Source organism: Lysobacterales bacterium, assembly GCA_016703225.1.
Classification (GTDB): Bacteria; Pseudomonadota; Gammaproteobacteria; order Xanthomonadales; family Ahniellaceae; genus JADKHK01.
The window spans coordinates 1,042,645-1,058,635 of record JADJCM010000001.1 but is presented as its reverse complement, the minus strand read 5'-3'; the positions used below and the strand labels follow the sequence as shown (position 1 = coordinate 1,058,635).

Here is a 15,991-nt window from a genome sequence, read left to right as displayed (position 1 = left end):
ACGCCCATGCTCAGTTTCTCCAATCTTCGCCTGCGGCGTGGGCCGCGGGTGCTCATCGACGGCTTGTCCGCGACCATCCACCGTGGCCAGCGCGTCGGCTTTGTCGGGCGCAATGGCACCGGCAAGTCGAGCCTGTTCGCGCTGATTCTCGGCGAGATCCAGCCCGATCAGGGCGATGTCTCGTTGCCGAAAAGCCTCACCATTGCGACGGTGGCGCAGGAAATGCCGCACACCGAACAGCCGGCGATCGAGTACGTGCTCGATGGCGACGCCGAACTGCGCGCGGTCGAGGCAGCGTTGCGCGAGGCCGAGATCACCCACGACGCGCACGAGATCGCGCATGGCCACGAGCGTCTGCACGCCATCGGCGGCTATGCCGCGGCGGCGCGCGCGGCGCGCATGCTCGACGGACTCGGCTTCAAGCCGGATCAGATCGACAACCCGGTCGCCTCGTTTTCGGGCGGCTGGCGCATGCGCCTGAATCTCGCGCGCGTGCTGATGACCCGCGCCGACCTGATGCTGCTCGACGAGCCGACCAACCATCTCGACATCGATGCTGTGGTCTGGCTGCAGAACTGGCTGCTGGCCTACGAGGGCACGCTGCTGGTGATCTCGCATGACCGCGAGTTCCTGGACGCGATCTGCACCCACACCCTGCATCTGGCCGAGAGCAAGGCCACCCTCTACACCGGCAACTATTCGCAGTTCGAACGCCTGCGCGCCGAACGCATGGCGCAGCAGGCGGCGGTGTCGGCGTCGCAGCAGCGCACCATCGCGCACCTGCAGAGCTTCGTTGACCGCTTCAAGGCCAGCGCGGCCAAAGCGCGCCTGGCCCAATCGCGCGTGAAGATGATCGAGCGCATCAAGCTGGTCGCACCGGTGGTCGCCGACAGCGAGTTCAGTTTCGATTTTCCGGCGCCGGACAAGCTGCCATCGCCCTTGATCCGCCTGCACGACGCCGCGGTCGGCTATGGCCAGCGCACGGTGTTGTCCGGCATCAAGCTCAGCCTCGAGCCGGGACAACGCATCGGCCTGGTCGGCCCCAATGGCGAGGGCAAGTCGACGCTGGTCAAGCTGCTGGCCGGCGAGCTCGACGTCCGCGCCGGCGAGATGACGCGCCATCCGGACCTGCGCGTCGGCTACTTCGCGCAGCACCAGCTTGAACAGCTGAACCCGGACGCGTCGCCGCTCGAGCACTTCAAGGAACTCGACCCGAAGAAGGGCGAGCAGGAACTTCGCAGCGTGCTCGGCGGCTTCAACTTTGTCGGCGACCGCGTGTTCGAGAAGGTCGCCCCGTTCTCGGGGGGCGAGAAGGCGCGCCTGGCGCTGGCGATGGTGGTCTATCGCCGGCCAAACCTGCTGCTGCTCGATGAACCGACCAACCATCTCGATCTGGACATGCGGCAGGCGCTGGAGATCGCGCTCTCGGACTTCGATGGCGCGGTGGTGTTGGTCTCGCATGACCGCCATCTCGTCGGCGCCACCTGCGACCAGCTGATCCGCGTCTGCGACGGAAGCGTCGGCGAGTTCGACGGCGATCTCGATGCCTACGCGAAGTGGCTGGGATCACGCGGCAATGCCATGCGCCAGGAGGCGGGCCCAAGCAAGCCGGCGGGCGGCGAACGCTCGGCGCGCAACAACGACAAGGCGCAGAAGAAGCAGGAACGCGCGCTGCGCGACGCACTGAAGGCCGCCGAAGTCGAGCTGGAACGGCTGCAGCGCGAGATGCAACAGGTGGACCGCGAGGTCGCGGCCCCCGGGTTTTACAGCCAGGACAAGTTCAAGGTGCTGGCCACCACCCAGCGTCAGAGCGAAACTCGGCGCAAGCTCGACGAAGCCGAAGCCGCCTGGCTAGCCGCCGCCGAAGCCAGCGAGGCCGCGGCGCGGTAGCCGCTCAGTCGGCGCTGACCGTGCGCGTCTTCGCCCAGTCGCGCAGCTGCTGCACCGGCTCGGCCATCAGCACCGACAGCGGCCGCGTCGCCTTCAATTCGGCGATCAGGTGGCGCTGCTGCAGCGGCACGCCATCGGCATGCGCGGCATAGAGCGCGGCGACGATCGCCTGTTCGATCTCGGCGCCGGAAAAGCCGTCACTGGCCGCGACCAGCGCATCGCGGTCGAAGTCCTCGCGGTCGAGCTTGCGCTTGTCGAAGTGCACGCGAAAGATCGCGTCACGCGCGCTCTCGGCGGGCAGGTCGATGAAGAAGATCTCGTCGAAGCGGCCCTTGCGCAGCAGCTCCGGCGGCAGCCTGGAGACATCGTTCGCGGTCGCGACCAGGAACACCGGTTTCTTGCGTTCGGACATCCAGGTGAGCAGGGCGCCGAGCACGCGACGTGAGACGCCGTCGTCGCTGTCCGAGGTCGCCAGCCCCTTCTCGATCTCGTCGCACCACAGTACGCAGGGCGACAGCGCTTCGGCATTGAGCAGCGATTCGCGCAGGTTGCGCTCGGTTTCACCGTGGTACTTGTTGTACAGCGCGCCGAAATCGAGCCGCACCAGCGGCACCCCGAACGAACCGGCGATCGCCTTTGCGGCCAGGCTCTTGCCGCAACCCTGCACGCCGAGCAGCAGCAGGCCCTTGGGTGGATCGAGTCCGGCGAGCTTGTTTTCGCCGAGGAAGATCGCGCGGCGCTGCTCCACCCACTGCTTGAGGCGCGCGAGCCCGGCGACATCGGCGAAGGCCGCGGTCTCGTACTCGAAGTGCAGCACGCCGTCGCGGTTCAGCAGCTCGAACTTGAGCTTGGCCAGTTCCGGCAGGTCGGACATGCCGACGGCGCCGTCGCGGAACACCAGTTGCCGCGCGATGCGGCGCGCGTCCGGCAGCTTCAGCCCGAGCAGGTTGCGGACGATGGTCTTGAACGCGACCGGGTCGATCTCGACGCGCTTGCCGCCGTGCTCGCGCGAGTACTGGAAGGCCTCGTCGCGCACCAGCTTGCCGAGCGTCGCCTCGTCCGGAAGCTTGAGCGAAATCCGCACCGCGTGCGACTCGATCTCCTTCGGAATCTCGATGCCGACGCCGACCAGCACCAGCGTGTGCGCGGCGGTGTTGGTTCGCTCGACGATCTCGCGCACCAGACGCATGGTCAGCGGGTAGCGCAGGTAGCCGTGGAAGTCGCACAGCAAAAAGATCGCGCGCTCGCGCTGATCCTTGATGAACTGCAGCGTCGATGTCGCCTCGGCGGCGGCCAGCGGCGGCTCGTCGAGGGTCATGTCGAGGCGCTGCAGGCCGTCGTTCAGGCTCCACTTGTACAGCGGCCGCCAAACCTTGCCGATGACATGGCGGAAGCTCTCGACCACGCGCGATTCCTCGCCGGTGTCGATGGCGATGACCGGGTGTCCGGCGCGGATCAGGCTGGCAAGGTTGTCGAGATCGGGCATGGCGGCAGGGTAGGGACAAGAGCGCTACTTTGTCCGGAATCGCGGGTTTTGTCGAAGTCGGCGCCGGCCCTGAACGGCGGTGCGACGCATCACGGTGCGCCGTGGCGCGAGTTGTATGCTTGGCGTCACCGTTGTCGGGAGATCCAGATGAAACACTGCATCCGCGGGTTGTGGCTCGCCGTCCTGAGCATTCCGCTGTTGGCGTCTGCGGCCGAATTGCCGAGCCGGCGTTTCCAGCTGCCGATCGATCCGGCGGCGCGCGCGCTGCAGTTGCCGCCGCTGAACGCCGAGAAGGCGCTGGCCGAGGACGCGCTCGCCGACAAAGGCCGGCCGCTGCGCTACGCGCTGGTGCACAAGGCCGGCGTCGACCTGCGCGACGAGCGCAAGTCCGCGCCCGGGCGCTGGAGCGAAGTCGATGCCGCACACGATCTCTGGCGCGTCCGCATCGATGCGCCGGGCGCAGTTTCGATCGACCTGGCGCTGGCGCCCTTCCATCTGCCCGCGGGTGCCGAGGCGTGGTTGAGCGATGCCAGCGGCAAATTCCTGCGCGGCCCCTACACGGCGGCCGACAACCCGAAGTTCGGCGAGTTCTGGACACCCTACGTGCCGGGCGATGTCGCCTATCTCGAAGTGCTGGTGCCCAAGGCCGCGCGCGGCGAGCTGCAGTTCGGCATCAAGAGCGTGCAGCAGGCCTATCGTTCGATCGAGAGCGGTGACTCGCCGTTCGCGAAGTCGGGCAGCTGCAATGTCGATGTGGTCTGTCCCGAGGGCAACAACTACCGCGATCAGATCAATGCGGTGGCGCGTTACTCGGTCGGTGGCGGCTTGTGCACGGGCGAGTTGGTCAACAACACGGCGCAGAACAAGCGTCGGCTGTTGCTGACTGCCAATCACTGCTTCAGCACGCAAGCCGACGCCAGCACCGTGGTCGCCTACTGGAAGTACGAGAACCCGACCTGCCGCACGCCGGGGTCGAGCAGCAGCGGTACGCCGATTTGCTCGCCTCTGGACGCTGCGTGCTTCGCGAGTGCTTCCATTGCGCAGACCGGCGGCGCGACTCTGCTCGCGACCTACCAGCCCGCCGACACCACCTTGGTCGAGTTGAATACCGAGGTGCCGGCGGCGGCCAATCCGTTCTGGCTGGGCTGGGATCGCAGCCTCGATGTCCCCGCCTCGGCGGTTGGCATCCACCATCCGCAGGGCGACGAGAAGCGCATCACTTTCGAGAACCAGCCCCTGTCGAACAACGACGTGACGGTGCCAGGCGTGCCCGGTTCGCGCCACTGGCACGTCAGCAACTGGGACCTCGGCACGACCGAGCCAGGCTCGTCCGGATCGGTGCTGCTCAATCCGCAGAAGCGTCTGGTCGGCGTGCTCTCGGGCGGCGCCGCGACCTGCAGCAACAACGTCGACGACTACTACGGTCGCCTCAATATTGCCTGGGAGGGTGGCGGCACGGCAGCTTCGCGCGTACGGGACCATCTCGATCCCGCCGGCAGCGGCGCCACCGCCATCGACGGCCGCGGCGCGTGCACGGCACCGACGCTGTGGTCGGCGGCGACGCCGGGCAGCACCGACGCTGCGATCGAGGTGACCACGCACGTGTCCGGTGGCACCGGTCCGTACACGCTGACCTGGGAGGTGGATGGCGACGCGGTGGTGGACCGTACCCAGACCGGCGTCACCAGCCAGCACACGCTGCGGCTGACCTATCCGACGCGCAAGACCGCGCTGGTCACCGTCACTGCCACCGATGCCACCGGCTGTCCGGCAAGCGACAGCTGGAACCTGCCGGTGGCCGGGCCGCAGCTGAGCGCGACTCCGCAGGGCTCGACCAGCCAGGTCTGCGGCGATGGCGACAGCAACTTCGAGCCCGGTGAAATCTGGAATGTGCCGGTGCGCGTCAGCAACAATGGCAACGATGCCATGAACGACGGCTTCGCGATCTTCACCGGCGGCAGCGTACCCGGCACCGCGGCCGACGGCAGCGGCATCACCGACAGCTTCGGTTATCGCGCGCTGTCGAGCGCGAGTTCCAGCGACTGCGACTACCAGGCGGTGGACATGAGCGGCGCCACGCTGCTGACGCCGACCTCCAGCGACGATGGCTACGTCGCCAACCTCGCAGTCGGCGGTGGCGCCGGCTTCCAGTTCTACGACAGCACGATCAGTACTCTGATGTTGTCGACCAACGGTTACCTCACGACCAATCCGGCCGATGGCGGCAACGACTACGCTGCTGCTTGCGGCGTCGATAGCCACGCCGGCGTGGTCGACGGACGCATCCAGGTGCTGCACGATGATCTGGTGATCCGGGCTGGCGGCAGCGTCCGCCACCAGCACTTCGCGACCTGCCCGCGCGCCTCCGACGCCGGCAGCGCGAGCCAGGGCTGCACCGTGTTCGAGTGGCGCAACATGGGCCGCTACGTGCAGGGCGGTTCGCCCACGGGCAACGCCGTGTTCCAGGCGATCCTGTACGACAGTAGTTTCGAGATCGTCTATCAGTACCTCACCGCTGACTCGGGCAATGGCGGGGGCGCATCCATCGGCCTGCAGAAGCCCGATGAAACCGTGCGCCTGAACTATGCCTGCGACGCCGCCAACGCCGCACCCGCGGGTACCGCGGTGTGCCTGTTCCACCCGAGCGCACCGGCGCTCGGCGCCACCGATGCCAACCTGCACGTGGTCTCCGCGGCGAACGCGCTCGACAACCTCGCTGCCGGTGCCAGCCGCGACGTGACCGTCAGCGCCTATCTGGATCCGGGTGCCGTGTGCGGTACTCGGGCCGTGGTCAGCTTCCTCGGCGGTGTCGACGATTTCGCCTACAGCTTCGCGCCGAACAAGGTGCTCAATGTCGCCGTACCCGCCAGCGGCAACTGCCAGGTTGCGACGCAATGCGCGGCGCAGCTCGTCAGCCTGGGTGCACCCAGCGCGGCCGGTGGCATGTACTGGAATCCGAACCGTTCCGGCAACGGCCAGAACATCTTCAATATCGGCAGCGTGTTCTCCTCGGCCTGGTTCACCGGCGAGGCCGATCGCTCGCCGGTCTGGTACTTGATGGCCGGCCCGTGGAATCCGAGCTACAGCCAGGCCGCGGCCACGATCAACCGCTTCACCCGCACCTCCGGCAGTCCGTTCGCGGTGGCGGCGACGGCGGTTGGAACCACCCAGTTCACCCGCGGCGATGACGATGCCGCGTACATCGCCACTTGGCAGTTCGACGGCGTCTGGGGGGGCGAGAAGCTGTCGCGCTTCTATCCCTCCAGCGACCTGCCGAGCCCCAACCACACCGGCGGCTGGTACAACCCGTCCGAGTCCGGATGGGGTGTGGTGGTCGACGAGCATCGTATCGGTGGCCAGGCCTCGACCGGCATGATCGGGTACCTGTACGACGCTGCGAACCAGCCACGCTGGACGCTCGGCGAGCAGTACAACACCAGCATCACGGTGACGCACAACGCCTTCTTCGTGCACTGCCCGAGCTGCGCGCGCTTCGACGACTTCGGCGCCACCGCGACCGCAGTCGGCAGCATGACGCGCAGCTACCAGAGCCAGACCACTGGCACGCTGGACATGAGCATCAGCCTGCCGGCACCCTTCGGCGGCAGCTGGAACCGCAGCGCCTTGCCGATCCAGATGATCACCCCACCGCTGAGCCCGAGCCCATGATTCGACACTGGATTGTCCTGCGCCACGCCCACGCCGAAGCGCAAAGCAGCGATGGCGGCGATTTCAGCCGCGAGTTGTCCGAGCGTGGACGCGAGGAGGCCAAGCGAGCCGCGGATGCGTTGGCCAAGCTGCTCGACGGGCGCGTGCCGCGCATCCTGTCGTCGCCGGCCGCGCGCGCCGAGGCCACTGCGCAGATTGTGGCCGAGCGCCTGGGCGACAGCGTCGGCTTCAATGCGCGCATCTACGACGCCACCCCGGGTCACCTGCTCGACGTGTTCAACGCCACCAGCCCGACCGAGACCGTGCTCGTGGTCGGACACAACCCCGGCGTCGAGGAGTTGGTGGCGCTGCTGGTCGATGGGCGTTCGCAAGCGCATCGCGGCATGCCCACCGCCGCGTTTGCCGTGATCGATGTGCCGGAGGGCATGGTCGAACCCGGACGTGGGCAATTGCGCGCATTCTGGGCGCCGTAGCCGGGCCGACATGCGCGCGGTCTGCGTCGCCGGCTTGCTCCTCCTGCTCACCGCCGCTCGCGGGCTGGCGGGCGATGCCGTCGACTACCGCATCGAGCCGGCACAGTCGACGATCCGCTTCGAGCTGTACGCGCTTGGCTGGTGGCCGGTGCGCGGCAGTGCTGTCGCGCAAGGCAGCGTGGTGGTGCGCGACGAGCTGGCCGACATCGACGCCAGCGTTTCGCTGCAGTCGCTGACGATGGCGCGCGCCGGCTATCGCGAATGGGCGCTGTCGCCCGAGTTCTTCGCGGCGACCGAACACCCGCAACTCGAGTTTCACACGCATGCCATTCCGCTGCGGCGGCTGCGCGAGGGTGGCGTGATCGAGGGTGAACTGCGGGTGCGCGGACGCGCGCGCGCGGCGCGTTTCCAGCTGGCTGCGAGCGACTGCGCCGCCAGCGCCGCGCCGTGTCGCGTGCGCGCCGACGGCCAATTGTCGCGGCGCGCCTTCGGCATGCGTTCGCGCCGCTTCACCCTCGGCGACCGCATTCGCATCGAACTCGACTTGCAGCTGGTGCCGGTGCCGTGATGCGCCGCTTGCGACCGCTGCTGCTGGCGCTGATGCTGGGCCTCGGTGCCTGCGCCAACCACCGCGAGATCGTGCGTCAAGCCGAAGCACTGGTGGCGCAGACGCGATCCGATGCCAGTACCTGCTCGCGCGCCGATCGCTGCGCGCTGGTGTCGCCACTGGTTGCCGATGCCGAACGCCGTGCCCACGGCGCCGCGCATGGCGCAATCCTGCTCAGCGACCCGGAGGCGGCGCTGGTCGCACGCATTCACCTGATCCGAGCCGCGCGCGAATCGATCGAACTGCAGACCTTCATCTTCGCCGATGATGACGTCGGCCTGCTGGTGCTCGGCGAGCTGCTCGCAGCGGCGCGGCGTGGGGTCAAGGTGCGCGTGCTCAGCGACCAGCTGTTCACCTTCGACAACCGCCGCTTCCTGGCGCGGCTGGCGCAGGCGCATGCCAACTTCGACTTTCGCCTGTACAACCCGACCTTCGACGAGGCGCGCACTGCGCCGCTGGAGTTCGCCGCCGGCATCGTCTGCTGCTTTCTGCGCTTCAACCAGCGCAACCACAACAAACTGCTTGTCGTGGACCGGCGCTTCGGCATCGTCGGCGGGCGCAACATCGAGGAGCGCTATTTCGATTTCGGCAGCGAGTACAACTACTACGACCGCGACCTGCTCGTGTACGGTGCGGTGGGCGGAGCGATGCAGGCTTCCTTCGACGCGTTCTGGTCGCACCCGCGCACCTTGCCGCTGGCGCGCCTCAAGGACGTGGCTCGGCGCATCGTCGAGGCCGGCCCGGACCCGGCGCCGATGCCGGCGCACGAACTCAACCACGCCGGTCGCCTGACCCGCGTGCTGCAACTGTCCACCGACGCCGACTATCTCGCGCGCAGCCTGCTCGAGCACGCGCTGACGGTGGCGCAGGTCGAGTACTTCTCCGACCCGCCGGACAAGCCCCACGTCTCCGAGCGCGCCGAACACGACGATCTGACCGCGTTGATCGCCACCGTGGTCACCGCCGCAGAACACGAGATCGTGCTGCAGACGCCGTACCTGGTGCTGTCGAAACCGGCGCGGCGCGCGTTCCTTGCATTGCGTCAGCAACACCCGGAGCTGCGCGTCATCGTCTCGACCAACAGCCTGGCCGCCACCGACGCCTTCCCGGTCTACGCGATCTCGCACAAGCGCAGGCGCTTCTACCTGAGCCGGCTCGGTTTCGAGATCCACGAGTTCAAGCCCTATCCGGGCCGAAGCGAAGCGGCGATCTACGCGCCCAAGCCGCCCGGGGCGCTGCGTTCTGCACTCAAGATCCGCACACGCAAGGCGGTGCCGCTGCAGCGCGACACGGTGCGCCGCGGCCTGCATGCCAAGGCCATGGTCATCGATGGCCGCATCAGCCTGATCGGCTCGCACAACTTCGATCCGCGTTCGGAAGGACTGAACAGCGAGAACGGTGTGATCGTGCGCGATGTGGCGTTCGCGAACGCGCTCAAACGCGCGATCGCCGGCGACATCGCCCCCGACCAGAGCTGGGTGGTCGCGAAGAAGCCCGACCGCGGCGTGCTCACGCCGATCAACCAGGGCATCGAGTTCATCTCCGAGCGCCTGCCGCTATTCGACATCTGGCCGTGGCGCTACGCCACCAGCTACGAACTGCGTCCGGAATGCGCGCCGCTGCCGCCCTCGCACCCGGACTTCCACGTCTGTTACGTCCGTGTCGGCGATTTCCCCGAGGTGGATCTGGCGGCGAAGGGCATCTACACCCGTATCCTCACTGCCTTTGGCGTCGGACTGTCACCGATCCTCTGATGCCAGCTTCCTGCAATTGACGCTGTCTCGGCCGCTGGCTAGTCTGAACCGGTTTCTACGCGAGGGTTTGTCATGGGTCTTTCCATCAACATCGAGCTGTCCGACAACGACCTGGATCATTTCCAGGAAGTCCTGCGCCGCGCGCACCAGACCGCCGGCATCAAGTCGTCGCGCGAGATCACCGACGCCGCCGCGGCGCTGCTCAAGGACGCGCATGCAAGCCACGCCCCGGAGTTCATCACCGAACGCCTGGCCAAGCTCGATGCGCTGATTGGCATGGTCCACGATGTCGGCTGGGGCCTGCCGGAGGAAGACAAGGTGCGCGTGCTCACCGCGCTGACCTACTTCGCCGACCCCAAGGACGTGATCCCGGACAATGTGCCGGTGGTCGGCTATCTCGACGACGCCATCATGATCGAGCTGTGCGTGCGCGAACTGAAGCACGAGGTCGAGGCGTACGAGGACTTCTGCTCGTTCCGCAAGCACGAAGCCGAGGAGCGAGGCATGGATCCGGAAACCATGGACCGTGCCGACTGGATGGAAGAACGCCGCAGCGAACTCCAGGACCGCATGCGCCGCCGCCGCGACCGCGACAGCTTCAATCACGGCGGTCAGGCCGGCGCCAGCCTGTTCCGGTTCCGCTGAACCGCTTCGACGAGGCTCAAGAAAGGGCGGCTTCGGCTGCCCTTTTTTTCATGGCGACGCCGTGCCGGGATGAATGGACAGGGCGAACTTGGAAACGCTACTGTTCAGCACGAAACACAGGTGTAGAGCATGGCGACGCGACGTCTTCCGCGAACTCCAGAATCTCCGCAGTCGATGACCATTGCGGGGTTCAAGTCGATCTCCGATCCACTGCGCGTCGATCTGGGGAAGCTGACGGTGCTGGCTGGCGCCAACAGTGCGGGCAAGAGCAGCCTGATCCAGCCGTTGTTGCTGCTGAAGCAATCGTTGGACGCTCCGTTCGATCCACGGACGCTTCGGCTCGATGGCCCGAGCGTGTATTTCTCGCGCGGCAGTCAGATCTTCTCGACCGGGATTCCCCGAAAGTTCTCGGTTGCCTTGAACTATTCGAATCGGTCGGAAGAGCTGTCGTTTCTCATGGGCGATGGCGATCAACTGGTGCCGGGTCCAAATCGCCTGACCACTGGAACCCGCGAGATCGTATTCGATGGAACAACGAGTCGAGAGTCGCTGCGGAACTTCGTCGCAGAGCGTTTCCGGGGCTTGCCGCAGCAGTTCAGTGACATCGACATCTGGCGATGGCGCTGCGGCTGGACAGTGGGAGTGAATGCAAGCGAGTACGAACCTGGGCAACAAGAATCGTTGCCTCGGCGACTGCCGCTGGCGTCGTGCGAAGGGTCATTCACTCGATTCCTTGAACGCTTGATTCACGTCCCCGGACTGCGGGGCCGACCCAGCCGAAACTACCCGTTGACGGCTGTCGGTCCCGGTTATGCCGGTCCGTTCGACAGCTATGTGGCCAGCGTGGTCAAGTCTTGGCAAGACCTCAAGGACGAAAGGCTGTCTGAGTTGGGAAAGCAGTTGGGCAGCATGGGCTTGAGCTGGAAGATTCGAGCCGAGCGCATTGATGACGTGCAAGTCGAGTTGAAGGTTGGCCGGCTCCCGCACGCGACGCAAGGCGGCGCCCGCGATCTGGTCAGCATCGCCGATGTCGGCATCGGCGTGTCCCAGGTGCTTCCGGTTCTCGTTGCGCTCCTTGCTGCAGCCCCGGCGGACACCGTGTTCGTGGAACAGCCCGAGATCCATCTGCATCCACGGGCGCAGCGGGCGCTTGCGACACCATTGGTGGATGCTGCACTCAGGGGGGTCAATGTCATCGTCGAAACACACAGTCACTTGTTGTTGACGGAACTGCAGCATCGAGTCGCTCGTGGTGACTTCCGCGATCCATCGGAGGTGAAGTTCCACTGGTTGTCGCGCGACGAGCAATCTGGCCGCTCGCGCATCGATACCGCAGAGCTGACTGGATCTGGAGCATACGGCGAGTGGCCGGTCGACTTCGATGATGTGCTGGCCGAGACGCAGGACGCATACATCGCCGCGGCTCACGCGAGCCTGAAGGCGGCTTCGACTCGCAGATGAGCAAGTGCCGCGGACGATCCTTGCGTTTGGTCGTCGACGCGTCCGTCGCGAGAGCTGCCGGCGATGCGACGGCATCGCCGGATGCGACCTCACGCGCCTGGGCGGCGACGCTCGGTGCGATCCTGCGGATTTGCCATCGCGTCTCGGTCTGCGATGTGCTGGTGGCGGAGTGGGATCGACACTCGGGTTCTTTGTTCCGGCGATGGCGCAAGGCAATGCTCAGCAAGGACAAGGTGATCCACGTGTCCTCCGAGAAGCTGGTCGACGAGGCGCTGCGTGCAGCCATCACCAGCCTGACCGACGCCGGGTCCAGAAAGGCCATCGAGAAGGACATTCATCTGATCGAGTTGGCTTCCTGGGGAGACGGTTGGGTCTTCACCGCGGACGGGAAAATCAGGGCTCACGTCGCCGCTCACGACGCGCTGTCCCGTTGGAAAAAGCACGTGCGATGGGGTGAGCCAGGAGCAGCGAACGTTCCGCCGCGAGGAGATTGATGGACGCCTGGCGATCCACTCGGTGAGTCGTGGCTGTTCCAGCGCTCGCTGGTGGCGGTGACGGAACTCGCGAAGACTTCTGGGTCCTACGCCGGCCCAATTCCGACTGTCAGTCCCGCTTCAGTACCGCCGCCAGATCGACGTAGCCGAGCAGCACCGCGACTTCGTGGGCGCTGCGTGCGAGGGCGTCGCGGCGGCGGGGGTCGGCGCCGGCCTTGAGCAGGCGTTCGGCGATGTCGCGCATGCCGTGCATGGCGGCGGCGTGCAGCACCGAGATGCCGCGGCGGTCCTGCGCGTCGAGGTCGGCGCCATGCTGCAGCAGGCGCTGGATGAGGTCGGCCAATTCGCGGTTCGGCGAACGCGAGCCGGCTTCGGCGCGAACCCCGAGCAGCAGCAGCAGCGGCGTCTGGCCGTCGCGGTTGGGCGCGTCGATCGGCGCGCCGGCATCGAGCAGGCGTTCGATCACGCGCGCCGCCGGTTGTGCCTCTGCGGCGTTGTAGCCGAACTGCGCAGCGGCGTGCAGGGGCGTGTTGCCGAGGTCGTCCTGGGCCAGCGCCGAGGCGCCGCGTACCAGCAACAGCTGCACCAGATGATCGTTGCCGAGCGCGCTGGCGACCATCAGCGCGGTGACGCCGCCCGGCAGCGGCTGATCGATGTCGATGCCGGCGCCAGCGAGCTTGGCGACGATGCGTTCGTGGCCCATGCTGACTGCGGCGCTGAGCGCGGTGGCGCCGGTGCGGGCGGCGAGCGTGGCATCGGCGCCGGCCGCGAGCAGGTCGTCGACCAGGCCTTCAAAGCCGCCGCCGGCAGCGCGTAACAGCGCGCTGCAGCCCTGCACATCGCGGGTGTCGAGCGGTAGACCGAGTTCGCGCAGTTTGGCCACGGCCTCGCGGTCGCCGCTCTGCGCTGCGGCCGGCAGATCGGTATCGAGCAGAGCACGCCGCGGCAGTCGCCAGGCGCCCCAACGCAGCAGTCGCAGCGATTCCTGGCGGCGCATCAGCGTGGCGCGTCCGAGCGGGGTTTCGCCATCGGCAGCGGCGCGTTCTGGATCGGCGCCGGCACGCAGCAGTGCGACCAGCAGCGACTGGCCCTGTTCCGGCTCCAAGCGCAGCGCCAGATGCAGCGGAGTCTGTCCGGCACGGTCGCGCGCATTGGGATCGAAACCGCGTGCCAGCAACAGTTGCGCGCACCCCGGCAACTCGCCGCGCAAGGCGAGGTGCAGAGCGGTCTCGCCGCTGCTGATGCGCGCGAAGCAGTCGGCACCACGCTCGATCAGCGCCTGCGCGAAGGTGTCGATCACGTCGCGCGCTCCAGCTGCGGCATCGACCGCATTGGCCAGCAGCGGTAGCAGCACGCCGGCGCCGGCCGCGGAAGCGCCGCTTTCGAGCAGAAGCCTCATGCAATCGATCGGCAGCGGCTGCAGTCGCGCCGCCAGTTGTAGTGCCTCGTTGTCGTCGAGCGGCGGCGCGAAGGGCTCGAATCCGTGTCGCAGCAAAGACCGCAGCGCCGCGGCATCATCGCGTTCGAGCACGATGCGGAATGCGCGCAGCAGCACTTCGGTCGGCGCCGGCGGTTCCAGCGCGAGCAGGCCATCGGCGACGTGCAGGTGGCCGCTGCGCAGGGCGTCGAGCAGCAACTGCTCGCGCGCCGCGTGCGCCGGCGCCGACTCGGGCGCCGGGGCCTCGATCGAAGCCGGCCGCTCGGCGTCCGGATCGATCATGGCGACCAGGTCCCAGCGACCGGCGGCAGCGGCGATGTCGATGGCACGGCGGCCGTCGCGTGCGGTGACATCGCGATCGATGCCGGTTGCGAGCAACGCCTTGACCGTATCCAGGTTCGCCTGCTTCGAGGCACAGGCCAGATGCAGCGCAGTGCGGCCATGAGCGTCGGTTGCGGATGGGTCCGGCTTGCGGAACAGCAGGCGGGCGAGCACGCGATTGGCGCCGGCACGGGCCGCCTCCATCAGCGGCGTGACGCCGTGCGCGTCGCGGGCATTGACGTCGGCGCCGGCCGCGACCAGCGCATCGACGCAGTCACCGTGGCCGTGCAGCGCGGCCGCATGCAAAGCGCCGCGGCCGAGCTTGTCGATGGCGCCGACATCGGCCTTGGCCTTGAGCAGGCGCTTGATGAGGGCGGCGCGGTCGTCTTGGCCGCTGGCGGCCGCGATCAACGCCGGCAGGCCGCGCGCCGGTTCGCACCTGGCGCCGCGTTCGAGCAGCAGGCGCAGCACCGCCTCGTTGCCGGCGCGCGCGCTGATCGCAAGCGCGCTCATGCCTTCGCGATTGATCTGGTCGGCCGGCGCACCAGCATCGAGCAGCATCGCGCTGATGGTCGGGTCTTCGCTCAAGGCTGCATGATGCAGTGGCGTGTTGCCGTCGGGGTCGGAGCGCTCCGGGCGGGCGCCGTTGGCGATCAGGGTCATCACCGCGTCCGGTCGCCCGTGCAGCGAATCGCGCGTGGCGGCGTGCAGCGCGGTGATGCCGTTGACCGCCAGGTCAGGGTTGGCACCATGCGCGATCAGCGCGCGCAGCAGGCTCAGATCGGACAGGGTCGCGGCGATGCACAGCGCACTGCGCTGGTCGCGGTCGTTGGGGCCGGGGGCGATGTTGGCGTCGGCGCCGGCATCGAGCAGGGCCAGCGCCTGGGCGATCTGACCCGCAGCGGCGGCATTGAGCAGGGCCAGGCCGCGCGTGGCCGGATCGCGGTGTTCGATCTCGACTGTGGCCGGCGCTTGCTCATCCCAGCTTTGATGTGCACCGAGGGACAGCGGCGCGCGCGCCTCGGCTTCCGTCGCTGCCACGGCTTCCTCCTCCGGCACGATCAGCAGCGTCGCGGTGCGCCACAGCAGCAGCAGGTGCACGGCGGGTGCGAGCACGAAGGCATAGGCGATCAGTGTCGGTGCGCGCCATCGCGCAGGCCACTCCGGCACGAAGCCGGAAGCTACCGCAGCGCCCAACACCAGAAGGATCAGCAGCACGGCGACCAGCACGCCGACGCCGAAGTGACGGTCGCCCTGTCGCCCGGTGAGATGCAGCGCGAATGCGGCGCAGCGATCGAGCGCGCGCAGCCGACTGCCGGAAACGTAGGCATCGTCCCAGACCAGCGCCAGCCCGGGCGCCGGCCACCAGCGCAAGGCGGCGCCAACCGTCGCCAAAAATCCTGCCGAGAGCGTCATCGCCAGCAGCGGCGTGCGCTCATGCAGTAACGCCTGTAGCGGCCAGCCGATCATCGCCAGTACCAGCGCCGCGTACAGCAGCAGCCAGCCCAGTTGCAGCGGGCCGCGGTGCAACAAAAGGCCGAGGAAATTGTCGTCGAGCTCATAACCAAGCACCCGCGCCGCACCCGCCGCCAGCGCCGGCTGCGCCAGCACCAGCAACGCCGCCGCCGCCCAGGGCGGCAGCGCCAGGCCGCCGAGGAGGAGCACGATTCCGGGAACAAGAAAGCGCAGATCGGCAATCACCGGGGACTCACGCTCGGCAGCTCAGACCGCCGCAGTATCGCGCCGCTGGCGC

General features: G+C 67.6%; 10 protein-coding genes. 8 read left to right on the top strand and 2 right to left on the bottom strand.

Annotated features, from left to right (window positions below; all coding sequences use genetic code 11):
- Window positions 1–6 precede the first annotated feature (6 nt).
- Complete coding sequence (locus tag IPG63_04555; protein ID MBK6726522.1) at window positions 7–1,890, top strand: ATP-binding cassette domain-containing protein; 1,884 nt, start codon at window positions 7–9, stop codon at window positions 1,888–1,890.
- A 4-nt stretch (window positions 1,891–1,894) separates the two neighbouring features.
- On the opposite strand, the gene IPG63_04550 is transcribed toward IPG63_04555, so the two are convergent.
- On the bottom strand, window positions 1,895–3,376 hold the full coding sequence (locus IPG63_04550) for an AAA family ATPase (GenBank protein MBK6726521.1): 1,482 nt from the start codon (window positions 3,374–3,376) through the stop codon (window positions 1,895–1,897).
- 147 nt (window positions 3,377–3,523) lie between these two features.
- Between IPG63_04550 and IPG63_04545 the strand changes: the two genes are divergently transcribed.
- The 7 genes from IPG63_04545 (at window position 3,524) to IPG63_04515 (ending at window position 12,479) form a co-directional block, all read left to right on the top strand.
- Window positions 3,524–7,045, top strand: a complete 3,522-nt coding sequence (locus IPG63_04545) for a hypothetical protein (GenBank protein ID MBK6726520.1) — start codon at window positions 3,524–3,526, stop codon at window positions 7,043–7,045.
- Window positions 7,042–7,518 carry a histidine phosphatase family protein gene (locus tag IPG63_04540; protein ID MBK6726519.1) on the top strand — a complete coding sequence of 159 codons (477 nt, stop codon included), beginning with the start codon at window positions 7,042–7,044 and terminating at the stop codon, window positions 7,516–7,518. Before IPG63_04545 ends, IPG63_04540 begins: the two co-directional genes overlap by 4 nt.
- A gap of 10 nt (window positions 7,519–7,528) precedes the next feature.
- Complete coding sequence (locus IPG63_04535) at window positions 7,529–8,086, top strand: YceI family protein (GenBank protein MBK6726518.1); 558 nt, start codon at window positions 7,529–7,531, stop codon at window positions 8,084–8,086.
- Window positions 8,086–9,879 carry a phospholipase D family protein gene (locus IPG63_04530; GenBank protein MBK6726517.1) on the top strand — a complete coding sequence of 598 codons (1,794 nt, stop codon included), beginning with the start codon at window positions 8,086–8,088 and terminating at the stop codon, window positions 9,877–9,879. Before IPG63_04535 ends, IPG63_04530 begins: the two co-directional genes overlap by 1 nt.
- Window positions 9,880–9,951: 72 nt before the next feature.
- Complete coding sequence (locus tag IPG63_04525; GenBank protein ID MBK6726516.1) at window positions 9,952–10,524, top strand: DUF1232 domain-containing protein; 573 nt, start codon at window positions 9,952–9,954, stop codon at window positions 10,522–10,524.
- Window positions 10,525–10,653: 129 nt separating this feature from the next.
- A complete protein-coding gene (locus IPG63_04520) occupies window positions 10,654–11,985 on the top strand; it encodes an AAA family ATPase (GenBank protein ID MBK6726515.1) in 1,332 nt (443 codons plus the stop codon).
- A gap of 20 nt (window positions 11,986–12,005) precedes the next feature.
- Entirely contained in the window at window positions 12,006–12,479 is a 474-nt protein-coding gene (locus IPG63_04515; GenBank protein ID MBK6726514.1) for a hypothetical protein, read from the top strand.
- Window positions 12,480–12,588: 109 nt separating this feature from the next.
- Here IPG63_04515 and IPG63_04510 read toward each other — a convergent pair whose 3' ends face one another.
- Complete coding sequence (locus tag IPG63_04510; GenBank protein ID MBK6726513.1) at window positions 12,589–15,939, bottom strand: ankyrin repeat domain-containing protein; 3,351 nt, start codon at window positions 15,937–15,939, stop codon at window positions 12,589–12,591.
- Between the last annotated feature and the right edge of the window lie 52 nt (window positions 15,940–15,991).